Source organism: Klebsiella sp. D-Nf1, from assembly GCF_002810515.1.
GTDB classification, from domain to species: Bacteria; Pseudomonadota; Gammaproteobacteria; order Enterobacterales; family Enterobacteriaceae; genus Klebsiella; species Klebsiella variicola.
In genome coordinates, this window is record NZ_PIOK01000003.1 from 593,138 (window position 1) to 614,196 (window position 21,059).

Genomic DNA, 21,059 nt, shown 5'->3' on the forward strand with positions numbered 1-21,059 from the left:
GAATGCCTGCTCCGCGAAAAACCTTACCTATCATATTGATTTTATGAATTATTTCATGAATATTATCTCGGCAGTGTTGTCACTGAAGAAAATAATTTCGCAGTGGCTGACAGGCAAGGGTTTGAGACAGAGAAAAAAACATCAGGAGAGGGCGTAAGAAAACAGGAAAAATACTGTGAGCAGTCTAGCATTATTTAGATCGGCTCATTTTTTTTCATTTTTTCCTCGGCGTTAAATAATATTACCTATGATTCTCATATCTCTCTTTTCAGTAACCAAGCAAGCCATACTTTAAACACAACATTAACATTAAATTCACCAATATTCTTTATTGAGCTACATAATTAACACGTAGAGTAAAAATTGATTTATATCAATGCTTAATGCTTGGAAAAATCCTTCAAAAAACGTTAAATTGTCGCAAGTCAAATTGGCCTAAACCGGCCATCTTCGCTATATATTGATCACCGTCGAAAAATGTAAAACTGGAACAATAAAAACATATTTATTGTAAGGTTATTGCGGCGTAATATATTGGGGAATCAATTGGGTTTTCGTTAACGTATTTGTAACCTTATCGTGGCGTGGCTTCACTTTCAGTTGAAACGTGCTGCGGACGGCCAACAAATAACATTTGTATTGGGGCATGCGTATGAACCAGAGCTTCTCGGTTCATTTTCGGAGTCTTCATGCGATGAGCAAGGAGTCATGATGTTAGATATAGTCGAACTGTCGCGCTTACAGTTTGCCTTGACCGCGATGTACCACTTCCTTTTTGTGCCGCTAACGCTCGGTATGGCGTTCCTGCTGGCCATCATGGAAACGGTTTACGTCCTTTCCGGCAAACAGATTTATAAAGATATGACCAAGTTCTGGGGCAAGTTGTTTGGTATCAACTTTGCGCTGGGTGTGGCGACCGGTCTGACCATGGAGTTCCAGTTCGGGACTAACTGGTCGTATTACTCACACTACGTGGGCGATATCTTCGGTGCGCCGCTGGCCATTGAAGGTCTGATGGCCTTCTTCCTCGAATCCACCTTTGTAGGTCTGTTCTTCTTCGGTTGGGATCGTCTGGGTAAAGTTCAGCACATGGCGGTCACCTGGCTGGTCGCGCTGGGCTCCAACCTCTCCGCGCTGTGGATCCTTGTCGCCAACGGCTGGATGCAGAACCCTATCGCATCGGACTTCAACTTCGAAACCATGCGTATGGAGATGGTCAGCTTCTCTGAACTGGTGCTCAACCCGGTCGCCCAGGTGAAGTTCGTGCACACCGTGGCGTCTGGTTATGTCACCGGCGCGATGTTCATCCTGGCCATCAGCTCCTGGTATATGCTGAAAGGCCGCGACTTTGCCTTTGCTAAGCGCTCCTTTGCCATCGCCGCCAGCTTCGGTATGGCAGCGATCCTCTCCGTTATTGTGCTGGGTGACGAATCCGGTTACGAAATGGGTGACGTGCAGAAAACCAAACTGGCGGCTATCGAAGCAGAGTGGGAAACCCAGCCTGCGCCGGCTGCCTTTACCCTGTTTGGTATTCCCGATCAGAATGCGCAGACCAACCATTTCGCGATCCAAATCCCTTACGCGCTGGGCATCATCGCCACCCGCTCGGTGGATAAGCCGGTTATCGGCCTGAAGGATCTGATGGTTCAGCACGAAGAGCGTATCCGTAACGGGATGAAAGCGTACGCGCTGCTGGAGCAGCTGCGCGCCGGTTCGACCGACCAGGCCATTCGCGACCAGTTCAACAGCGTGAAGAAAGACCTCGGCTATGGCCTGTTGCTGAAGCGCTATACTCCGAACGTTGCTGACGCCACGGAAGAGCAGATCGCCAAAGCGACCAAAGACTCTATTCCAAGCGTCGCACCGCTGTACTTCGCCTTCCGTATCATGGTGGCGTGCGGCATCCTGATGCTGTTGATTATCGGCGCCTCCTTCTGGAGCGTGATTCGTAACCGCATTGGCGAGAAAAAATGGCTGCTGCGCGCCGCGTTCTTTGGTCTGCCGCTGCCGTGGATTGCCGTGGAGTCAGGCTGGTTTGTTGCCGAATATGGCCGTCAGCCGTGGGCGATTGGTGAGGTCCTGCCGACGGCGGTGGCCAACTCGTCGCTGACCGCGGGCGATCTGATCTTCTCAATGTTGCTGATCTGCGGTCTGTACACGCTGTTCCTGGTGGCTGAACTGTTCCTGATGTTCAAGTTTGCCCGCAAAGGACCTAGCAGCCTGAAAACCGGCCGCTATCACTTTGAACAGTCCTCTGCGGCTATTCAGTCGGCACGCTAAGACAGGAGTCGTCAAATGATCGATTATGAAGTATTGCGTTTTATCTGGTGGCTGCTGATTGGCATTCTGCTGATTGGCTTCGCTGTCGCCGACGGGTTCGACATGGGGGTGGGCATGCTCACCCGTTTCCTCGGCCGTAACGACACCGAGCGTCGGATTATGATCAACGCCATCGCCCCGCACTGGGACGGTAACCAGGTGTGGCTCATCACCGCCGGCGGCGCGCTGTTCGCGGCCTGGCCGATGGTTTACGCCGCGGCGTTCTCAGGCTTCTATGTGGCGATGATTCTGGTGCTGGCCTCGCTGTTCTTCCGTCCGGTAGGCTTTGACTACCGTTCCAAGATCGAGGACACCCGCTGGCGCAACATGTGGGACTGGGGCATCTTCATCGGTAGCTTCGTGCCGCCGCTGGTGATTGGCGTGGCCTTCGGCAACCTGCTGCAGGGCGTGCCGTTCCACGTCGATGAATACCTGCGTCTGTTCTATACCGGTAACTTCTTCCAGCTGCTGAATCCGTTTGGTCTGCTGGCCGGTATCGTCAGCGTGGCGATGATCCTGACTCAGGGCGCCACCTACCTGCAGATGCGTACCGTAGGCGAACTGCACCTGCGTACCCGCACCGTTTCCACGGTGGCGGCGCTGGTGACGCTGGTCTGCTTCGCGCTGGCGGGTGTGTGGGTCTACTACGGCATCGACGGCTATGTGGTCAAATCGGTAATGGATCATAGCGGCCCGTCTAACCCGCTGACTAAAGAAGTTGTGCGTGAAGCCGGCGCATGGATGGTGAACTTTAATAACATGCCAGCGCTGTGGGCCGTTCCTGCCCTGGGCGTGGTGCTGCCGCTGCTGACCGTCGTCTCGACTAAAGCGGATAAAGGCGCGTGGGCATTCCTGTTCTCCTCGCTGACTCTGGCCTGCATCATTCTGACCGCCGGTATTGCGATGTTCCCGTTCATCATGCCGTCCAGCACCATGCTGAACGCCAGCCTGACGATGTGGGACGCGACTTCCAGCCAGCGGACGCTGAACCTGATGACCTACGTGGCGATTATCTTCGTGCCAATCATTCTGGCCTACACCAGCTGGTGTTACTGGAAGATGTTTGGCCGCATCACGCGCGAAGACATCGAAAAGAACACCCACTCGTTGTACTAAGGTAAGGAGCTATATATGTGGTACTTCGCATGGATTTTGGGAACGCTTCTTGCCTGTGCCTTTGGGGTGATTACCGCGCTGGCGCTTGAGCACGTGGAAGCCACCAAAGCAGGTAAAGAAGAACACTGATGAGTATTATCGTGATGCGATATACGAAATCATTCGGGTTGCATCGAGGCGGCAAATCTGTGAATCCCCAGGAGCTTACACCAGTAAGTGACTGGGGTAAGCAGATGTAGCCAACAAAGAGGCGACGTGAATGATAAAGTATATGTATGCGATAATGGACAAGCGCTCGTTAAGGGCGCTTTCCTTATTGATGGCGCTGCTGCTGGCAGGCTGCATTTTCTGGGATCCGTCGCGCTTTGCGGCGAAGACCAGCGAGCTGGAAATCTGGCATGGTTTCTTGCTGATGTGGGCGGTTTGCAGCGGCGTTATTCACGGCGTGGGCTTCCGTCCGCGTGCCGTTCACTGGCAGGGGATTTTCTGTCCGCTTATCGCTGATATTGTGCTCGCTTTAGGTCTCTTCTTTTTCTTCTTTTGAATAAGAGATCTCTGTTAATGGTATGGGCTTGCATAAGCCCATAAAAATTTACGCCCCGTTTACTTTCCCCCATTCCAAACCACCTTTCCCGCGCGTATAGTAGCGAAGTTTGAAAGCTCTAACCTTTTTTTGCATTACCGGGATGTAAAGTGAATACAACGCTGTTTCGATGGCCGGTTCGGGTCTACTACGAAGATACCGACGCCGGTGGTGTGGTTTACCACGCCAGTTACGTCGCTTTTTATGAAAGAGCACGCACAGAGATGCTGCGCCACCATCACTTTAGTCAACAGGTTCTGTTGGCTGAACGCGTTGCCTTCGTGGTTCGCAAAATGACGCTGGAGTATTTTGCCCCCGCCAGACTCGACGACATGCTCGAAGTCCAGACGGAAATTACCTCGATGCGCGGCACCTCTTTGGTTTTCACGCAGCGAATCGTCAACGCCGAGAATACAGTGTTAAACGAAGCTGAGGTTCTCATTGTGTGCGTTGATCCACTCTTAATGAAGCCACGTGCGCTTCCCAAGTCTATTGTCGCGGAGTTTAAGCAGTGACTGACATGAATATCCTTGATTTGTTCCTGAAGGCGAGCCTTCTGGTTAAACTTATCATGTTGATTTTGATTGGTTTTTCTATCGCTTCCTGGGCTATCATTATTCAGAGAACGCGTATCCTCAACTCGGCCGTGCGTGAAGCTGAAGCGTTCGAGGACAAATTCTGGTCCGGGATCGAACTGTCCCGTTTGTATCAGGAGAGCCAGGGGCGTCGCGATAATCTGACCGGTTCGGAGCAAATCTTCTACAGCGGCTTCAAAGAGTTTGCGCGCCTGCATCGGGCCAACAGCCATGCGCCGGAAGCGATTGTCGAAGGGGCATCGCGCGCGATGCGTATTTCGATGAACCGCGAACTGGAAACGCTGGAGACGCATATCCCGTTCCTCGGCACCGTAGGTTCCATCAGCCCGTATATCGGTCTGTTTGGTACCGTCTGGGGGATCATGCACGCTTTTATCGCCCTTGGCGCGGTGAAGCAGGCCACCCTGCAGATGGTGGCACCGGGTATCGCCGAAGCGCTGATCGCCACCGCGATCGGTCTGTTCGCTGCTATCCCGGCGGTCATGGCGTATAACCGCCTGAACCAGCGCGTGAACAAACTGGAACTGAACTACGACAACTTTATGGAAGAGTTCACCGCCATTCTGCACCGTCAGGCCTTTACCACCAGCGAAAGCAATAAGGGGTAAGCCATGGCCAGAGCACGTGGACGCGGACGTCGCGAACTGAAGTCCGAGATCAACATCGTTCCGCTGCTGGATGTCCTGTTGGTGCTGTTGCTGATCTTTATGGCAACGGCGCCGATCATTACGCAGAGCGTGGAAGTCGATCTGCCGGACGCCACGGAATCGCAAGCGGTGAAAAGCAATGACGATCCGCCGGTGATTGTAGAAGTCTCCGGGGTAGGGCAGTACAGCGTGAAAGTGGGGCAGGAGACGCTGTCCCAGCTGCCGCCGGAGCAGGTGATTGCCGAAGCGAAGCGACGTCTTGAAGCCAATGAGAAAACGGTGTTCCTGATCGGCGGTGCGAAAGACGTCCCTTACGATGAAATTATTAAAGCGCTGAACCTGTTGCATAGTGCAGGGGTTAAATCGGTCGGCTTGATGACCAAACCTATTTAATCGCTTCAGGTATGTGCGTCCGCGCGGCGTCCGGCGGCGAGTATCGCTCGCCGTCGGTGCGTATCGCGGGTACAGGCGAACAGTTTTTGGGAACCGATAGTGTCAAAGGCAACCGAACAAAACGACAAGCTTAAACGAGCGATCATCATTTCAGTCGCGCTGCACATCATTCTGATCGCGCTGCTGATCTGGAGTTCGTTTGACGAGCATCTGGATGCCTCTGCCGGCGGCGGCGGGGGATCGTCCATTGATGCCGTCATGGTCGATCCCGGGGCGGTGGTAAATAACTATAACCGTCAGCAACAGCAGCAGGCCAGCGCACGTCGCGCCGCTGAACAGCGTGAAAAACAGGCGCAGCAGCAGGCGGAAGAGTTACGTGAGAAACAGGCGGCGGAACAGGAACGGCTGAAACAGCTCGAACAGGAGCGACTGCAGGCGCAGGAAGCGGCGAAAGAAGCGAAGGAACAGCAGAAGCAGGCTGAGGAAGCGGCTGCCAAGGCCGCCGCTGCGGCGAAAGCCAAAGCGGATTCGCAGGCTAAAGAAGCGCAGGAAGCAGCAGCCAAAGCGGCTGCCGACGCAAAAGCGAAGGCGGATGCACAGGCAAAAGCGGCTGAGCTGGCAGCGGCTAAAGCCGCCGCTGACGCGAAGAAACAGGCCGATGCCGCCGCCGCGAAAGCGGCAGCCGATGCGAAGAAACAGGCGGAAGCCGAAGCGGCGAAAGCCGCAGCAGAGGCGCAGAAGAAAGCGGAAGCGGCAGCGGCGAAGAAAGCGCAGCAGGAAACAGAGAAGAAGGCCCAGCAGGAAGCGGCCAAGCAAGCCGCGGCTGAAAAAGCGGCGGCAGAAAAAGCCGCCGAAAAAGCAGCTGAGAAAGCCGCCGCCCAAAAAGCGGCCGCAGAGAAGGCCGCCGCCGAGAAAGCCGCCGCAGCTGAAAAAGCGGCGGCAGCCAAAGCGGCTGCGGCTGAGAAGGCAGCTGCCGATAAAGCGGCCAAAGCGGCAGCAGCAAAAGCTGCAGCAGCGAAGAAAGCGGCCGCTGCGAAAGAAGCGGACGGCGTTGATAACCTGCTCGGCGATCTGAGTTCGGGTAAGAATGCGCCTAAGACAGGCGGTGGGGCCAAAGGCAGTGGTCAGCCAGCGAAAGATAGCGGAACCTCTGGTGCCAACGGTGGTGCTACGGGAGCCGATATCAGTTCCTATGCGAAGCAAATACAAATGGCGATTCAAAGCCGCTTGTATGATGCAAGCCTCTATCAAGGCAAGCGTTGCGTATTGCATATTAACCTGGCTGCTGATGGTACGTTAAAGGACATAACGTCCGAAGGCGGCGACCCTGCTCTGTGTCAGGCAGCTTTAACGGCAGCCAAAACGGCGACTATTCCTAAACCGCCAAGTCAGGCTGTTTATGAGAAAATAAAAAATGCCACACTAGACTTTAAACTGTAATGATTTTTCCCCGAATAATCGGGGAAAACAATCTATCGTAGTCACAGGGTTTTGGTAGTTTTGTGTATTTGAGTTTGTTAACATTCTGCTAAATTATCGTGGGCTTTCCGCCCGGATAAGGGAGATATGATGAAGCAGGCATTACGAGTAGCATTTGGTTTTTTAATGCTGTGGGCAGCGGTGCTGCACGCAGAAGTACGTATCGAGATCACCCAGGGGGTGGACTCGGCACGCCCTATCGGCGTGGTACCGTTCCAGTGGGCTGGCCAGGGCGCTGCGCCTGAAGATGTTGGCGGTATCGTGGCAGCTGACCTGCGCAACAGCGGTAAATTCAACCCGCTGGATCGCTCGCGTCTGCCGCAGCAGCCGACCAGTGCCCAGGAAGTGCAGCCTGCTGCCTGGTCTGCGCTGGGTATTGACGCCGTGGTCGTTGGTCAGGTCACCTCAAACCCGGATGGTTCTTATCAGGTGGCGTATCAGCTGGTGGATACCGGCGGCGCGCCGGGCACAACGCTGGCACAAGGCTCTTTCAAAGTCACTAAACAGTATCTGCGCTATGCGGCGCATACTGCCAGTGACGCGGTATTTGAAAAGCTGACCGGTATTAAAGGCGCATTCCGTACTCGTATTGCCTACGTGGTGCAGACCAACGGTGGTCAGTTCCCGTACGAGCTGCGCGTCTCCGATTATGATGGCTACAACCAGTTCGTGGTTCACCGTTCCTCCCAGCCGCTGATGTCCCCGGCCTGGTCTCCGGACGGTTCTAAACTGGCTTACGTAACCTTTGAAAGCGGTCGTTCTGCGCTGGTGGTGCAGACCCTGGCGAACGGCGCTGTGCGTCAGATCGCCTCCTTCCCGCAGCACAACGGCGCGCCGGCGTTCTCACCGGATGGTTCTAAACTGGCCTTCGCACTGTCGAAAACCGGTAGCCTGAACCTGTACGTGATGGATCTGGGCTCGGGTCAGATTCGTCAGATAACTAACGGTCGCAGCAACAACACCGAACCAAGCTGGTTCCCGGACAGCCAGAACCTGGCCTTCACCTCTGACCAGGCCGGTCGTCCGCAGGTGTATAAAGTCAACATCAATGGCGGCACGCCGCAGCGTATCACCTGGGAAGGTTCACAGAACCAGGACGCCGACGTGAGCGCAGATGGTAAAACGATGGTAATGGTCAGCTCGGCCGGCGGTCAGCAGCACATTGCCAAACAAGATCTGGAAGCGGGTGGTGTACAGGTTCTGTCATCAACGTTTTTAGACGAAACGCCAAGTCTGGCACCTAACGGCACTATGGTAATCTACAGCTCTTCTCAGGGGATGGGATCCGTGCTGAATCTGGTTTCTACAGATGGGCGTTTCAAAGCGCGTCTTCCGGCAACTGATGGACAGGTAAAATCACCTGCCTGGTCGCCGTATCTGTAATAATAAATAATTGATTATTAAAGGAATCAAAGAAATGCAACTGAACAAAGTGCTGAAAGGGCTGATGATCGCTCTGCCGGTTATGGCAATCGCGGCATGTTCTTCTAACAAGAACGCCAGCAACGACCAGAGCGGTGAAGGCATGTTGGGTGCCGGCACTGGTATGGACGCTAACGGTAACGGCGGCAACATGTCTTCTGAAGAGCAAGCTCGTCTGCAGATGCAGCAGCTGCAGCAGAACAACATCGTTTACTTCGATCTGGACAAGTACGATATCCGTTCTGACTTCGCTGCCATGCTGGACGCGCACGCTAACTTCCTGCGTAGCAACCCGTCCTACAAAGTGACTGTAGAAGGTCACGCGGATGAGCGCGGTACGCCGGAATACAACATCGCTCTGGGTGAGCGTCGTGCTAACGCCGTTAAGATGTATCTGCAGGGCAAAGGTGTTTCTGCCGATCAGATCTCCATCGTTTCTTACGGTAAAGAAAAACCAGCAGTACTGGGTCATGACGAAGCGGCATATGCCAAAAACCGTCGCGCCGTACTGGTTTACTAAGAGAATTGCATGAGCAGTAACTTCAGACATCATTTATTGAGTCTGTCGTTACTGGTTGGCATAGCGGCCCCCTGGGCCGCTTTTGCTCAGGCGCCAATCAGTAGTGTCGGCTCAGGCTCGGTCGAAGACCGCGTCACTCAACTCGAGCGTATTTCTAATGCTCACAGCCAGCTTTTAACCCAACTCCAGCAACAACTCTCTGATAACCAGACTGACATTGATTCTCTCCGTGGCCAGATCCAGGAGAACCAGTATCAGCTGAATCAGATCGTTGAGCGCCAGAAGCAGATTCTGCTGCAGATAGATAGTCTGAGCAGCGGTGGCGGCGCAGCGGCGGCATCAGGTGCGCAGGCTCCGTCGTCTTCTGGCGATCAGAGCGCGGCTGCCACCAGCGCAGCGCCAGCGGCCTCGTCAGGTGCCCCGGCGATGACGGGCGATGCGAACACCGATTACAATGCGGCGGTTGCCCTGGTGAAGGATGCTTCACGCCAGGATGACGCAATGGTGGCGTTTCAGAACTTCGTTAAAAAGTACCCGGATTCAACTTATCAGCCGAACGCCAACTACTGGCTCGGACAGTTGAACTACAACAAGGGGAAAAAAGACGATGCGGCGTTTTACTTCGCCTCGGTGGTGAAGAACTACCCGAAATCGCCTAAAGCGCCCGACGCCATGTTTAAGGTCGGCGTGATCATGCAGGACAAAGGTGATACCGCGAAAGCGAAAGCGGTTTACCAGCAAGTGATCAGTAAATTCCCCGGCACCGACGGTGCAAAACAAGCGCAAAAACGTCTTAATGCTCTTGGTTGATTACGGCATGACCAGAAATCGCGTTATTTCTGGTCTTGTCGCCTGAATCACCAGCAGTTAAGTGATCTTTATCGAAATTTTAGTTGCGCTGAATTCTGAAATCAGTAATATATGCCGCCGTTGCCAAGGGATATCAAACAAGCCCAAAGCGATGCCAGAGTGGGTCGTTAGCTCAGTTGGTAGAGCAGTTGACTTTTAATCAATTGGTCGCAGGTTCGAATCCTGCACGACCCACCAATCGTTCTGGTGGAACGCGATAGTAAAACGTGAAGGATAACGTTGCGACAGCAACGGCCCATAGGGCGAGGCGAAGCCGAGTCATCCTGCACGACCCACCATTTAGCAGTATCCAGCGTAGTATCGGGTGATTAGCTCAGCTGGGAGAGCACCTCCCTTACAAGGAGGGGGTCGGCGGTTCGATCCCGTCATCACCCACCACCGGGTCGTTAGCTCAGTTGGTAGAGCAGTTGACTTTTAATCAATTGGTCGCAGGTTCGAATCCTGCACGACCCACCATCTTTAACATCGAACATCGGTGTTAAACGTGAAGGATAACGTTGCTTCAGCAACGGCCCGAAGGGCGAGCGAAGCGAGTCATCCTGCACGACCCACCATCTTAATGACGGGTCGGTGGACGCAGTATCGGTAGTATCCAGCGCAGTTTCGGGTGATTAGCTCAGCTGGGAGAGCACCTCCCTTACAAGGAGGGGGTCGGCGGTTCGATCCCGTCATCACCCACCACTCGGGTCGTTAGCTCAGTTGGTAGAGCAGTTGACTTTTAATCAATTGGTCGCAGGTTCGAATCCTGCACGACCCACCAATTTCAATATTGGTGTCGAGTGAAATTATTCAGGTAATACCAGAGCGGGTCGTTAGCTCAGTTGGTAGAGCAGTTGACTTTTAATCAATTGGTCGCAGGTTCGAATCCTGCACGACCCACCATCCTGAATGATTACAGTAGCAAAATCCCGCAAGGGGTCGTTAGCTCAGTTGGTAGAGCAGTTGACTTTTAATCAATTGGTCGCAGGTTCGAATCCTGCACGACCCACCAATGTAAAAAGGCGCCCTAAAGGCGCCTTTTTGCTATCCGCCATACTTCAAAATTCGACTTCAGCATGACTCCACGGTCACGCTGCGCTTACCGTGGCTACCCAGGGTGCGAACCGGTCGCTCGGGCAGATGCGCACCATCGTCCGCGGAATACGGACGGATGTACAAAATTCATCACGACTTTTTGCGCGTAATCCGCTATCTTGTTTAGCATATAAAACACCATGACCGTATTAAGGCGCAGACAGGCCATACTGACGGTCTTAGAGTTAAGCCAGTAAAACGAGATTGCATGATGAGCGTAATGTTTGATCCTGAAACGGCGATTTATCCTTTCCCAGCGAAACCACAGCCGCTGACCGTCGACGAAAAGCAGTTTTATCGCGAAAAAATCAAGCGCTTGCTGCGCGAGCGCGACGCCGTAATGGTGGCGCATTACTACACCGATCCTGAAATTCAACAGCTGGCGGAAGAAACCGGCGGCTGTATCGCCGACTCGCTGGAGATGGCGCGTTTTGGCGCCCGTCATTCGGCCTCCACGCTGCTGGTCGCCGGGGTGCGATTTATGGGGGAAACCGCCAAAATCCTCAGCCCGGAAAAGACCATTCTGATGCCGACCCTGAACGCGGAGTGTTCGCTGGATCTGGGCTGTCCGATTGAGGAATTCAACGCCTTCTGCGATGCCCATCCCGATCGCACCGTGGTGGTTTATGCCAATACGTCCGCCGCGGTGAAGGCCCGCGCTGACTGGGTGGTCACCTCCAGTATCGCCGTGGAACTCATTGATCATCTGGACAGCCTTGGCCAAAAGATCCTCTGGGCGCCGGACCGCCACCTTGGCCGCTATGTCCAGCGTCAGACCGGCGCAGACGTGCTGTGCTGGCAGGGGGCGTGCATCGTGCACGATGAGTTTAAAACCCAGGCACTGACGCGTATGAAGGCCCTCTATCCTGAGGCTGCTGTACTGGTCCATCCTGAGTCGCCGCAGGCGATTGTCGAGATGGCGGATGCCGTGGGCTCCACCAGCCAGCTGATTGCGGCGGCGAAAAGCTTGCCCCAGCGTCAGCTGATCGTGGCGACCGATCGCGGTATCTTCTATAAAATGCAGCAGGCGGTACCGGAGAAAACGCTGCTGGAAGCGCCCACCGCTGGCGAAGGGGCGACCTGCCGCAGCTGCGCGCACTGTCCGTGGATGGCGATGAACGGCCTGAAAGCCATTGCCGAGGGACTCGAACAGGGCGGTGCGGAACACGAAATCCACGTCGACGAAGCGCTGCGCACCGGGGCATTGATTCCGCTTAACCGGATGCTGGATTTTGCGGCTACACTACGGGGATAACGTATTGTCGCGTCGCAAGACGCTGAGGGGATGAAATGGATTTTTTTAGCACGCAGAATATCTTAGTACATATACCCATCGGCGCCGGGGGGTACGATCTCTCCTGGATAGAGGCCGTGGGGACCATCGCCGGGCTGCTGTGCATCTGGCTGGCGAGCCTGGAGAAGATCAGTAACTATGCTTTCGGGCTGGTCAACGTCACACTGTTCGCCATCATCTTCTTTCAGATCCAGCTGTACGCCAGCCTGCTGCTGCAGTTGTTCTTCTTTGCCGCTAACGTTTACGGCTGGTATGCCTGGTCGCGGCAAAGCAGCAACCATGAGGCTGAGCTGCAGATCCGCTGGCTACCGCGCAATAAAGCCCTGGGCTGGCTGGCGGCCTGCGTGGTGGCGATCGGCTTGCTGACCCTGTTTATCAACCCGTTCTTTGCTTTCCTGACGCGGATCGCGGTCAGCCTGATGCAAGCGCTGGGTCTGCAGGTCTCCATGCCAGTGCTGCAGCCGGATGCCTTCCCGTTCTGGGACTCTTGCATGACGGTGCTGTCGGTGGTGGCGATGATCTTAATGACCCGCAAGTATGTTGAGAACTGGCTGCTGTGGGTGATCGTCAACGTGATAAGCGTGGTGATTTTTGCCCGCCAGGGCGTCTATGCCATGTCCCTGGAATACCTCTTGCTGACGTTCATTGCGCTGAACGGCAGCCGGATGTGGATAAACAGCGCGCGTGAGCGAGGTTCTCACGCGTTTTCTGGCTAATGGTGGTGGTGATGATCGTGCCCGGCGTGCATCGTGTTGAGATGGCACTCCGGGCCGCTGCAGGGCTGGTACTCCATCTGCACTGTGGCATGCTCAATTTCATATTTATGTTCCAGGAAATGCAGGATGCGGTTGAGTAACGCATCATGATCGTGCGGCGGGACCACCTGAACATGCAGCGTCATCACCGGTTTTTCCCCCACCAGCCAGACGTGGACGTGGTGAACATCGCGTACCTCCGGGATAGAGCGGCGAATATCCCGCTGCAGGGCCGCGACGTCCAGCGAACGCGGCGCGCCTTCCAGCAGTTCATTCAGACTCTCCTTTAGCAGCCGCCAGGCGCTACGTAATACCAGGCAGGAAACCAGCACGGAAAGAATCGGGTCGACAGGCGTCCAGCCGGTGGTGAGGATCACCACGGCTGCCACGATCGCGCCGACCGAGCCCAGCAGGTCGCCCAGCACGTGTAGCGCCGCAGCGCGCACGTTGAGATTCTGCTCTTCACTCCCCCGATGCAGGATCCAGAAGGCCAGCACGTTGGCCAGCAGGCCGGCGACCGCAATCACCATCATCGTCACGCCGGCCACCGGCTGCGGATGCTGGAAGCGCTGAATCGCCTCCCAGACAATCAAAATGGTAATCACCACCAGGGCAATGGCATTGAGAAACGCCGCCAGGGTGGTCAAACGCAACCAGCCAAAGGTATGGCGGGTATTCGGTGGGCGGCTGGCGAAGCGAACCGCCAGCAGCGCAAACAGCAGGGCGGCGGAATCGGTGAGCATATGGCCGGCATCCGCCAGCAGGGCCAGCGAACCGGAGATCGCGCCGCCGACGGCTTCAATCAACATAAAACCGGCGGTGACGATAAATGCCCACAGCAGCCGGCGAGCGTTACTGCTGTCCGGAGCCTGAGCAGGAGAGTGCGAATGCGGGTGGGCCATCGTGTCGTCCCTTGATAGTTATCATTATTATTCTATGACATCATAAACAGAGGTCGATAACAAACAGAGAAAAGGCGAGCCGGGCTCGCCTTTTCTCTGTTGGTGCCCACCGCATTACTTACTGGGTGGTACCGTCGGTTTTGCTGTTGTCGTGATTCATGCTGCCGCCATTGTCCAGTTTCTTACCGGTGTCCGGACAGCGGCCATCTTTACACATCGAGTTTTTATGCACTTCATCGCTCGACATATTGTCCTGGCTCATCGTCGAGCCGTCAGGATGGAGCATGGTGCCGCCAGAGCCGGAATTGATCTGGTTATTGTCCACATTGTTTGGCGCCACGTTCTCACGGGCATCTGGCGCCACCTGACCGGCATCCGCGGAAGAGTTAGCCTGGCCATTGTTGGACTGGGCGCCAGTGTCTGCCGCCAGGGCCGCGCCGCTGGCAAGACCTAAGGTGGCGGTGAGCAAAAGGGTCGTCAGTTTTTTCATATTCATCGGATACTCCTGTTAAGCCGGGAAGGGGGAAATGCACTTCCCGCGGTGAGTGTGCCAGGGATCTGACTCGCTATGGTTAAAGACTCCGCAGACGATCGCAGTGTCACTATATAATCCTGAAACGTAAGGCTTAATTAGCTTTAACAGTTAATTATTGTAGTGCATGAGCCTGGTTTCGCTACTTTATGGCGTATTTTAGCCTATTTCCAGGATTATTCCATCACTACTGTAAAATCATGTTTACACTTTTTCGGCGAAGAGATAGATTGGAGGGATTGCATTTCATTGAATAAGTATGGCAACGCTGGAAAGAAGATGAATTATCAGAACGACGATTTACGTATTAAAGAGATCAACGAATTATTACCTCCCGTTGCGCTCCTGGAAAAATTCCCTGCTACCGAAAATGCTGCAAACACCGTTGCACATGCTCGCAAAGCGATCCATCAGATCCTCAAGGGTGATGATGACCGTCTGCTGGTGGTGATTGGGCCCTGTTCTATTCACGATCCGGCAGCGGCGAAAGAGTACGCTTCCCGTCTGCTGCCCCTGCGCGAGGCGCTGAAGGGCGAGCTCGAGATCGTCATGCGGGTCTATTTTGAAAAGCCGCGCACCACCGTCGGCTGGAAAGGGCTTATCAACGATCCCCATATGGATAACAGCTTCCGCATCAACGACGGGTTGCGCATCGCGCGCAAACTGCTGCTGGACATTAACGACAGCGGCCTGCCGGCGGCGGGAGAATTCCTCGATATGATCACCCCGCAGTATGTCGCCGATCTGATGAGCTGGGGCGCCATTGGGGCACGTACCACCGAATCCCAGGTTCACCGTGAGCTCGCCTCCGGACTCTCCTGCCCGGTGGGCTTTAAGAATGGTACCGATGGCACCATCAAGGTGGCTATCGACGCGATTAACGCCGCTGGCGCACCGCACTGTTTCCTGTCGGTCACTAAGTGGGGCCACTCCGCTATCGTCAATACCAGCGGTAACGGCGACTGCCATATTATTCTGCGCGGCGGCAAAGAGCCGAACTACAGCGCGAAGCACGTGGCGGACGTGAAGATCGGCCTGGCGAAAGCGGGCCTGCCGGCCCAGGTGATGATCGACTTCAGCCATGCCAACTCCAGCAAGCAGTTCAAAAAGCAGATGGAAGTGGGCGCCGACGTATGCCAGCAGGTTGCCGGCGGTGAGCGGGCGATCATGGGCGTGATGATTGAAAGCCATCTGGTGGAAGGCAACCAGAGCCTCGAGAGCGGTGAACCGCTGACCTACGGCAAGAGCGTCACCGACGCCTGCATCGGCTGGGAGGATACCGAAACGATCCTGCGTCAGCTGGCGGAAGCGGTGAAAACCCGCCGCGGCTAAGCCTTAGCGCTATAAAAACCTGTGGTCATGTGTACCGTGCTTTCAGCTACAGAATGTTAAAAGCACACTACCTGACCACAGGTTCAAACAACGTTTATTGAAGATATCAATTCGTGCTGCTCACCTGACGCGATAGGGCGTTACCGAGCATATTTTCTCACTTCCTGCTTCTGTAGTGTATTTCCTTCAGTATCGATTCCCACTATTACGCGATAGCGATCAAAATAGATTTTTTTTATGGATTCGGTGCCCAGTTCACCATAGGCAAGAATTTCAACTGATTTGACATGTTTCGTATTGATGGCAGAAGCTCCACCAATCCCCAATAGGGAGACGCCACCATATTTTTTGCAGAGGTCTGCAACATAATCGGCACGGTCACCTTTTCCTAGAAAAGCGGTTACGCCTTGCTGAAACATCATTTCTACAAAGGGATCCATTCGAGCTGCAGTGGTTGGGCCATTCGAACCAATCGGTAGACCAGGCCTTGCCGGACACGGTCCTGCATAGTAAATGATCTGGTTTTTAAGATCGACCGGTGGTTTTTCACCCTGTTTCAAAGCGATTTCAATTTTTTTATGGGCCGCATCTCGACAGGTATAGACAAAGCCAGTGAGATAGATAATATCGCCAACTTTAAGGGTCTTAGCTATTTCTTTTGTTAAAGGTAATGTTAATTCCATTAGCAAGCCTCCTGCTATTAAATCGTTTTGCTAGCATGACGACTAGCATTGCACTGGAAATTAATTGCTACGGGCAGAGCAGTAATATGGCATGGATAATAATCAATATGTACGCCAAGAGCGGTAACACGTCCCCCCATGCCTAATGGGCCAATCCCAGTATTATTGACCTCATCTAATAGTTCAGCTTCTAATTTTGCATAAAGCGGTTTTGCATTATATTCGCCAATAGGGCGTAATAATGCTTTTTTAGCCATCCACGCACAATGATCCATTGTACCGCCTATTCCAATACCAATAATATATGGAGGACACGGATTTCCACCTACATGGCGAACGGTTTCAAGAACGAATTTTTTTACGCCGTCAATATCATCTCCAGGCAATAATGTTTTAAATGTGCCCATGTTTTCACTGCCGCCGCCTTTAGGCATGACGGTAATTGTCACGCGATCACCCTCAACAATTTCAGTATGTAATACTGCCGGAGTATTATCATTAGTATTAATACGATCGAGGGGATCTGCAACCATTGATTTTCTTAAATAACCCTTTTCATAGCCTTGCCGTACACCCTGATTGACCTGCTGCTGAAGAGAAAATCCTTCCCAACATACTTCCTGGCCTATTTCCATGATGACAATGCAGGTGCCAGTATCATGGCAACATGCGAGTTGCTCTTTTTTGGCATACTCACCGTTATCAATTAATATTTTAATTGTCTCTTTACCAAGTTTAGACTCTTCTTTCTCATATGCTTTACGAAAAGCACACATCAGATTATCATCAAGCTCATAACAGGCTTTTTTTACCAGTTCTTCAATAACTGGAACGATGACCTCTGTATTCAGTATTCTACTCATGCTTCCTCCAGAACTTTTGTTTTGCTTATGGTTCACATTTTTTATGTTATGATTATTTTTTCCATGAAGGAAATATGTTATGTTTATCAGACAATAAATTTTATTTATAGTTAAGAGGAAGGCATGGAAATTAGACAGTTGGAATATTTTATTAGCGCATCTGCATTAGGCAATCTTACCAAGGTTGCAGAACGTCATTATGTTTCGCAACCAAATATAACAGTCGCTATAAAAAAACTAGAGTCTGAGTTAGGTGTTAATTTGTTTGAGAGAAAGAAAAATAAGTTGGTGTTAACGGAAGAAGGGGAGTTTTTCTTATTAAAAGTCAAACCTCTCATTATTGCATTGAAGAATAGTGTTGCTGAAATTAAAGATTATCATAATAAAAACAGTGGAGTGGTAACATTAGGAATTCCTCCCATGATTAGCCTTTTTTTGTTTACGCCACTATTTAAACATTTTCGCGAATTATATTCCGAAATGGAACTTTCATTAGTTGAGGAAGGTACCTTCGGGTTGCATCAGAAACTTTCTCATGGCGATATTGATTTGGCGATTGTCATTATCAATGATGCGCCAGAAGAGTTAGTAACTGTACCATTAATGACTCAGCAGCATGTTGTATGTATATCCGATAAGCACCCTTTGGCGAAGAAGAAAACTATCGACTGGGAGGATTTGCAAAATGAACCATTAATTGTTATGAAAAAAGATTCATGGCATCGTAAAGCTATTCTAAATGAATGTGAAAAGAGAGGTGTTAATACTCATATCTTCTTATCTTCCAATAGTGTAAAGAATAATATTGATTTGGTTGCAAAAAATGAAGGTATATCATTTATTCTCGATGCGGTAGGGCTAAAATGTGATGGTGTAACAACAAGAGCGATGACAGAACCCGTCTATGTCGAGATAGGCCTGGCATGGAAAAAGGATAAATATTTATCATATGCATCAAGAGCATTAATTGCATTCCTGGAACAATATATTAAAGACAATTTCCAATAGTTTATTTATATTTGTTCCTCAACAAATAACTCCCATAATTCTTCAGCATCTGGTGGCATTTTTTTTGCCGGTCGATAAAGCCTTATTTCGATTGGTACCCATAAATTGCTTTCTTGATCTGCTGCCGCCACAATGGTTTTAGAGGCAACATCTTGTGCCGCAAGCGTTTGTGGCAACCAGGCCACACCATCACCCGATCTCACCATTGCCAGCAAAGTGGCCGCCAGATCGGCAACAAATGCAATTTTCATGTTATGTGTGATTCTGTTAATTGACGTTGTATTTGATATTATCCTGCCTAAGCCAGATTGTGATGAAAAAGAAAGATAGGGAAAATTGGACCTATTCTCAATACTCCATAACGGCTTCATTGTCATACTATTGGGTTTACTAAAAGGGATGAGTATATCCATTCCTAAGCGGATGCTCATAAAATGACTTTCATTTAGATTGAGGTGCATATGAGGGTGGTAGTGACACAGCAGAAATTGGGCATCGCCCTGACGCATCATTTTTTCGCATGAGTTCAACGAATCAGAGAGCAGACGACATGAGCCAAACTTAGCTATTTTTTCACTTTGTTTTAACATGTTAGGAACAAATGAAAAGGATAATGCATGGGTTGCTGAAAAAACCAAATGTGGTTGCTTATTGCCAGCTGCATCCAGCGCATTGTTTTTTAATGAATATAAATCGTGTATTAGTTCTGGCAATTGTTCAATAAAAACCTCGCCAGCCTTGGTCAGCGATACACCTCTTTTACTCCTTTCAAAGAGTGGTGTGCCAACCCATTCCTCCAGAGACTGTATTCTGCGGCTAAATGCGGGCTGCGTCACATATCTTGCCGCTGATGCTTTTGAAAAATTCAATGTTTCTTTCAGTGCTACGCAGTCTTCAAGCCATGTTAGTTCCAGGTGATGCCGATATTGCATAAGCCACAACCTTATTTGCATTGGATGAGTTTTAATTCTACAAGTAGCATTATACACACAACGTTTTCAAGAGGGAATTTTGGAAAAGGATAATAAAAATATGTTAATGCTATGTGGTTATTTGTCTGAATAGTGTTGTTGATAATAGTTTTAAAAGTTTATTGAGCCTGCCATGGCAACAAAGCTAATGGATTCATTAATGCTTTGACAAGTTAACAATAGTACTTGCGTTATTGGCCTATGGTTGTTATTTCACCCATTTTTATAAGGATGTGTATATGTCACCAGCTATTATCACTTTGTTGATTTTGGTTGTTGCAATAATAATCTTTATTAGCGATCGTTTGCCTATGGGATTGGTGGCTTTTATGGTCCCGATGGCATTGTATTTTTTTGGGGTTATTGGTGTCAAAGATATCTTTGCGTCAATTGTTAATGAAAATGTTATCCTTATCATTGCCATGTGCGTGTTGGGCGCGGCCTTTTTCAAAACAGGGCTAGCATGGCAATCCAGTAAAATTTTATTGAAGTATGCAAAGACGGAGAGAAGCCTTAGCGTTTTAATTTTTATGATTAGTGGCGTTATGTCGGCATTTGTTTCTAATAGTGGAACTGTTGCTGTGCTTATTCCCATTGTTTTAGGTATCGCCGGGACTAGTCAAATCAAACCCATTAAACTGCTTATGCCCTTGGTATTTGGCGCGACAATTGGTGCAGATATATCAATCATCGGTTCGCCTGGAAACCTTATTGCTAAAAATACAATTGAAACTTTTAGTAAAGGGAACTTATCGGTGCCATTTTTTGAGTATGCAAAAATTGGCATCCCATTGATGATAGCATGTGCATTGTTACTTTTCTTCTTTGGTTCCAGGTTAATTCCGGATCGTGATGGGCATGAGCAATCTGATGCACAAATGGATTATAGTCACATCCCTGAGTGGCACAAGCTTTTAACCTTGATTGTTTTCGTATTAGCAATTTTGGGAATGGTTGCAACAGACTATGTTAAATTTCTTCCTCCCATTCATATCATTGCTTGCTGCGCCGCTATCGTTTTGGTATTGACCGGTGTATTAAATCAAAAAGAAACGTTTAATTCCTTTGAGACATTAACTGTTTTTATGCTTGCATTCATGATGCCACTTGGTGCCGCTTTAAATTCAACTGGAGCAGGTGAGATGATAGCAAGAGCGGTAATTTCTGTCACAGGGAACTCTGGCGTCATAGTCATCATGGCTTCACTATGGATACTGACCTGGGCTCTCACTCAGGTGATGAGTAATACTGCTGCTTGTACGTTGTTATGTCCTGTTGGATGGACAATTGCACAATCTATCGGTGCTGATCCACGGGCTGTCGTTATTGCCATTTTTATTGCCAGTAGCGTAGCAGTGTGTACACCCATGGCCATTCCAGCCAATTCGATGATTATCGGTCCTGGTAATGTGAAGTTTAAGGATTTTTTAAAGCCAGGCTTAGCGATAAGTTTCGTCTGTTTTATCGTTAGCATGATTTTGTTACCTGTTTTTTATCCGTTCTATTAAGCGTAAAGCGATTTATTAATAATATTCTTCTTACTAATTGAGGCTTAATTTTGCATAGCTCCACTCTGTTAGGCGAAGGCTTCACCCTGATGTTTCTCGGCATGGGCTTTGTGCTGGTGTTCCTGCTGCTGCTCATCTTTGCCATTCAGGGAATGTCCCTCGCCGTGAACCGTCTGTTCCCTGAGCCGCCTG

At 51.1% G+C, this 21,059-nt stretch carries 22 protein-coding genes and 7 tRNA genes; 24 read left to right on the forward strand and 5 right to left on the reverse strand.

What is annotated here, in order from left to right:
• Positions 1-711 precede the first annotated feature (711 nt).
• The 20 genes from cydA to pnuC all read left to right on the forward strand — a co-directional run bounded on the left by cydA (position 712) and on the right by pnuC (position 13,029).
• Positions 712-2,280: a cytochrome ubiquinol oxidase subunit I gene (gene cydA, locus CWM54_RS16655; RefSeq protein ID WP_061155310.1), complete on the forward strand. Its 1,569-nt coding sequence runs from the start codon at positions 712-714 to the stop codon at positions 2,278-2,280.
• A 15-nt stretch (positions 2,281-2,295) separates the two neighbouring features.
• Positions 2,296-3,435, forward strand: a complete 1,140-nt coding sequence (cydB, locus tag CWM54_RS16660) for a cytochrome d ubiquinol oxidase subunit II (RefSeq protein ID WP_074386512.1) — start codon at positions 2,296-2,298, stop codon at positions 3,433-3,435.
• Between the two features lie 15 nt (positions 3,436-3,450).
• Complete coding sequence (cydX, locus tag CWM54_RS16665; protein ID WP_004100325.1) at positions 3,451-3,564, forward strand: cytochrome bd-I oxidase subunit CydX; 114 nt, start codon at positions 3,451-3,453, stop codon at positions 3,562-3,564.
• Positions 3,565-3,694: 130 nt separating this feature from the next.
• Positions 3,695-3,979: a cyd operon protein YbgE gene (ybgE, locus tag CWM54_RS16675; protein ID WP_100697836.1), complete on the forward strand. Its 285-nt coding sequence runs from the start codon at positions 3,695-3,697 to the stop codon at positions 3,977-3,979.
• Between the two features lie 149 nt (positions 3,980-4,128).
• Positions 4,129-4,533 carry a tol-pal system-associated acyl-CoA thioesterase gene (gene ybgC / locus CWM54_RS16680; RefSeq protein ID WP_002895056.1) on the forward strand — a complete coding sequence of 135 codons (405 nt, stop codon included), beginning with the start codon at positions 4,129-4,131 and terminating at the stop codon, positions 4,531-4,533.
• On the forward strand, positions 4,530-5,222 hold the full coding sequence (gene tolQ / locus CWM54_RS16685) for a Tol-Pal system protein TolQ (RefSeq protein WP_074386511.1): 693 nt from the start codon (positions 4,530-4,532) through the stop codon (positions 5,220-5,222). The genes ybgC and tolQ overlap by 4 nt, the downstream gene beginning before the upstream one ends.
• 3 nt (positions 5,223-5,225) lie before the next feature.
• Positions 5,226-5,654 carry a colicin uptake protein TolR gene (tolR, locus tag CWM54_RS16690; RefSeq protein WP_002895061.1) on the forward strand — a complete coding sequence of 143 codons (429 nt, stop codon included), beginning with the start codon at positions 5,226-5,228 and terminating at the stop codon, positions 5,652-5,654.
• A gap of 99 nt (positions 5,655-5,753) precedes the next feature.
• Complete coding sequence (gene tolA / locus CWM54_RS16695; RefSeq protein WP_100697838.1) at positions 5,754-7,094, forward strand: cell envelope integrity protein TolA; 1,341 nt, start codon at positions 5,754-5,756, stop codon at positions 7,092-7,094.
• A gap of 129 nt (positions 7,095-7,223) precedes the next feature.
• The gene (gene tolB / locus CWM54_RS16700) at positions 7,224-8,516 is read left to right on the forward strand and encodes a Tol-Pal system beta propeller repeat protein TolB (RefSeq protein WP_061155306.1); all 1,293 of its coding nucleotides are present in this window, start codon (positions 7,224-7,226) and stop codon (positions 8,514-8,516) included.
• A gap of 34 nt (positions 8,517-8,550) precedes the next feature.
• Positions 8,551-9,075, forward strand: coding sequence for a peptidoglycan-associated lipoprotein Pal (pal, locus tag CWM54_RS16705; RefSeq protein WP_002895068.1), 525 nt, complete (start codon positions 8,551-8,553; stop codon positions 9,073-9,075).
• A gap of 9 nt (positions 9,076-9,084) precedes the next feature.
• Complete coding sequence (gene cpoB, locus CWM54_RS16710; RefSeq protein WP_061155305.1) at positions 9,085-9,885, forward strand: cell division protein CpoB; 801 nt, start codon at positions 9,085-9,087, stop codon at positions 9,883-9,885.
• Between the two features lie 161 nt (positions 9,886-10,046).
• Positions 10,047-10,122, forward strand: a tRNA-Lys gene (locus tag CWM54_RS16715).
• A 125-nt stretch (positions 10,123-10,247) separates the two neighbouring features.
• A tRNA-Val gene (locus CWM54_RS16720) sits at positions 10,248-10,323 on the forward strand.
• Between the two features lie 2 nt (positions 10,324-10,325).
• A tRNA-Lys gene (locus CWM54_RS16725) sits at positions 10,326-10,401 on the forward strand.
• A gap of 149 nt (positions 10,402-10,550) precedes the next feature.
• Positions 10,551-10,626, forward strand: a tRNA-Val gene (locus CWM54_RS16730).
• Positions 10,627-10,629: 3 nt separating this feature from the next.
• Positions 10,630-10,705: transfer RNA gene (locus tag CWM54_RS16735), tRNA-Lys, on the forward strand.
• A 46-nt stretch (positions 10,706-10,751) separates the two neighbouring features.
• Positions 10,752-10,827 (forward strand) — tRNA-Lys (locus tag CWM54_RS16740).
• Positions 10,828-10,860: 33 nt separating this feature from the next.
• Positions 10,861-10,936, forward strand: a tRNA-Lys gene (locus CWM54_RS16745).
• A 294-nt stretch (positions 10,937-11,230) separates the two neighbouring features.
• Positions 11,231-12,274, forward strand: coding sequence for a quinolinate synthase NadA (nadA, locus tag CWM54_RS16750; protein ID WP_012968682.1), 1,044 nt, complete (start codon positions 11,231-11,233; stop codon positions 12,272-12,274).
• Positions 12,275-12,309: 35 nt separating this feature from the next.
• Positions 12,310-13,029: a nicotinamide riboside transporter PnuC gene (gene pnuC / locus CWM54_RS16755; RefSeq protein ID WP_061155304.1), complete on the forward strand. Its 720-nt coding sequence runs from the start codon at positions 12,310-12,312 to the stop codon at positions 13,027-13,029.
• Here pnuC and zitB read toward each other — a convergent pair.
• Positions 13,026-13,970, reverse strand: coding sequence for a CDF family zinc transporter ZitB (zitB, locus tag CWM54_RS16760; RefSeq protein WP_061155303.1), 945 nt, complete (start codon positions 13,968-13,970; stop codon positions 13,026-13,028). The two genes, pnuC and zitB, sit on opposite strands and share 4 nt — an antisense overlap.
• Positions 13,971-14,088: 118 nt before the next feature.
• Complete coding sequence (locus CWM54_RS16765; RefSeq protein ID WP_012542423.1) at positions 14,089-14,466, reverse strand: YbgS-like family protein; 378 nt, start codon at positions 14,464-14,466, stop codon at positions 14,089-14,091.
• A 315-nt stretch (positions 14,467-14,781) separates the two neighbouring features.
• Between CWM54_RS16765 and aroG the strand changes: the two genes are divergently transcribed.
• Positions 14,782-15,834 carry a 3-deoxy-7-phosphoheptulonate synthase AroG gene (gene aroG / locus CWM54_RS16770; RefSeq protein WP_061155302.1) on the forward strand — a complete coding sequence of 351 codons (1,053 nt, stop codon included), beginning with the start codon at positions 14,782-14,784 and terminating at the stop codon, positions 15,832-15,834.
• A 140-nt stretch (positions 15,835-15,974) separates the two neighbouring features.
• On the opposite strand, the gene CWM54_RS16775 is transcribed toward aroG, so the two are convergent.
• Both CWM54_RS16775 and CWM54_RS16780 read right to left on the reverse strand, forming a co-directional pair.
• Positions 15,975-16,517, reverse strand: a complete 543-nt coding sequence (locus CWM54_RS16775; RefSeq protein ID WP_100697840.1) for a FumA C-terminus/TtdB family hydratase beta subunit — start codon at positions 16,515-16,517, stop codon at positions 15,975-15,977.
• A 17-nt stretch (positions 16,518-16,534) separates the two neighbouring features.
• Entirely contained in the window at positions 16,535-17,380 is an 846-nt protein-coding gene (locus CWM54_RS16780) for a fumarate hydratase (protein ID WP_100697842.1), read from the reverse strand.
• Between the two features lie 123 nt (positions 17,381-17,503).
• Between CWM54_RS16780 and CWM54_RS16785 the strand changes: the two genes are divergently transcribed.
• The gene (locus CWM54_RS16785) at positions 17,504-18,388 is read left to right on the forward strand and encodes a LysR family transcriptional regulator (RefSeq protein ID WP_100697844.1); all 885 of its coding nucleotides are present in this window, start codon (positions 17,504-17,506) and stop codon (positions 18,386-18,388) included.
• 5 nt (positions 18,389-18,393) lie between these two features.
• Here the strand turns inward: CWM54_RS16785 and CWM54_RS16790 are convergent, their stop codons facing one another.
• Positions 18,394-19,377, reverse strand: a complete 984-nt coding sequence (locus CWM54_RS16790) for a LysR family transcriptional regulator (RefSeq protein ID WP_100697846.1) — start codon at positions 19,375-19,377, stop codon at positions 18,394-18,396.
• Between the two features lie 221 nt (positions 19,378-19,598).
• Between CWM54_RS16790 and CWM54_RS16795 the strand changes: the two genes are divergently transcribed.
• Both CWM54_RS16795 and CWM54_RS16800 read left to right on the forward strand, forming a co-directional pair.
• Positions 19,599-20,867: an SLC13 family permease gene (locus CWM54_RS16795; protein ID WP_165785937.1), complete on the forward strand. Its 1,269-nt coding sequence runs from the start codon at positions 19,599-19,601 to the stop codon at positions 20,865-20,867.
• A 50-nt stretch (positions 20,868-20,917) separates the two neighbouring features.
• Positions 20,918-21,059, forward strand: a 142-nt coding sequence (locus CWM54_RS16800) for an OadG family transporter subunit (RefSeq protein ID WP_100697876.1), incomplete at its 3' end; no start/stop codon positions are given.

What these genes read in the sequence shown, in the direction of transcription:
- cydA (WP_061155310.1), top strand. Translation starts at nt 712, where the DNA reads ATGTTAGATATAGTCGAACTGTCGCGCTTACAGTTTGCCTTGACCGCG.
- cydB (WP_074386512.1), top strand. Translation starts at nt 2,296, where the DNA reads ATGATCGATTATGAAGTATTGCGTTTTATCTGGTGGCTGCTGATTGGC.
- cydX (WP_004100325.1), top strand. Translation starts at nt 3,451, where the DNA reads ATGTGGTACTTCGCATGGATTTTGGGAACGCTTCTTGCCTGTGCCTTT.
- ybgE (WP_100697836.1), top strand. Translation starts at nt 3,695, where the DNA reads ATGATAAAGTATATGTATGCGATAATGGACAAGCGCTCGTTAAGGGCG.
- tolR (WP_002895061.1), top strand. Translation starts at nt 5,226, where the DNA reads ATGGCCAGAGCACGTGGACGCGGACGTCGCGAACTGAAGTCCGAGATC.
- tolB (WP_061155306.1), top strand. Translation starts at nt 7,224, where the DNA reads ATGAAGCAGGCATTACGAGTAGCATTTGGTTTTTTAATGCTGTGGGCA.
- pal (WP_002895068.1), top strand. Translation starts at nt 8,551, where the DNA reads ATGCAACTGAACAAAGTGCTGAAAGGGCTGATGATCGCTCTGCCGGTT.
- cpoB (WP_061155305.1), top strand. Translation starts at nt 9,085, where the DNA reads ATGAGCAGTAACTTCAGACATCATTTATTGAGTCTGTCGTTACTGGTT.
- nadA (WP_012968682.1), top strand. Translation starts at nt 11,231, where the DNA reads ATGAGCGTAATGTTTGATCCTGAAACGGCGATTTATCCTTTCCCAGCG.
- pnuC (WP_061155304.1), top strand. Translation starts at nt 12,310, where the DNA reads ATGGATTTTTTTAGCACGCAGAATATCTTAGTACATATACCCATCGGC.
- zitB (WP_061155303.1), bottom strand. Translation starts at nt 13,970, where the DNA reads ATGGCCCACCCGCATTCGCACTCTCCTGCTCAGGCTCCGGACAGCAGT.
- CWM54_RS16765 (WP_012542423.1), bottom strand. Translation starts at nt 14,466, where the DNA reads ATGAATATGAAAAAACTGACGACCCTTTTGCTCACCGCCACCTTAGGT.
- aroG (WP_061155302.1), top strand. Translation starts at nt 14,782, where the DNA reads ATGAATTATCAGAACGACGATTTACGTATTAAAGAGATCAACGAATTA.
- CWM54_RS16775 (WP_100697840.1), bottom strand. Translation starts at nt 16,517, where the DNA reads ATGGAATTAACATTACCTTTAACAAAAGAAATAGCTAAGACCCTTAAA.
- CWM54_RS16780 (WP_100697842.1), bottom strand. Translation starts at nt 17,380, where the DNA reads ATGAGTAGAATACTGAATACAGAGGTCATCGTTCCAGTTATTGAAGAA.
- CWM54_RS16785 (WP_100697844.1), top strand. Translation starts at nt 17,504, where the DNA reads ATGGAAATTAGACAGTTGGAATATTTTATTAGCGCATCTGCATTAGGC.
- CWM54_RS16795 (WP_165785937.1), top strand. Translation starts at nt 19,599, where the DNA reads ATGTCACCAGCTATTATCACTTTGTTGATTTTGGTTGTTGCAATAATA.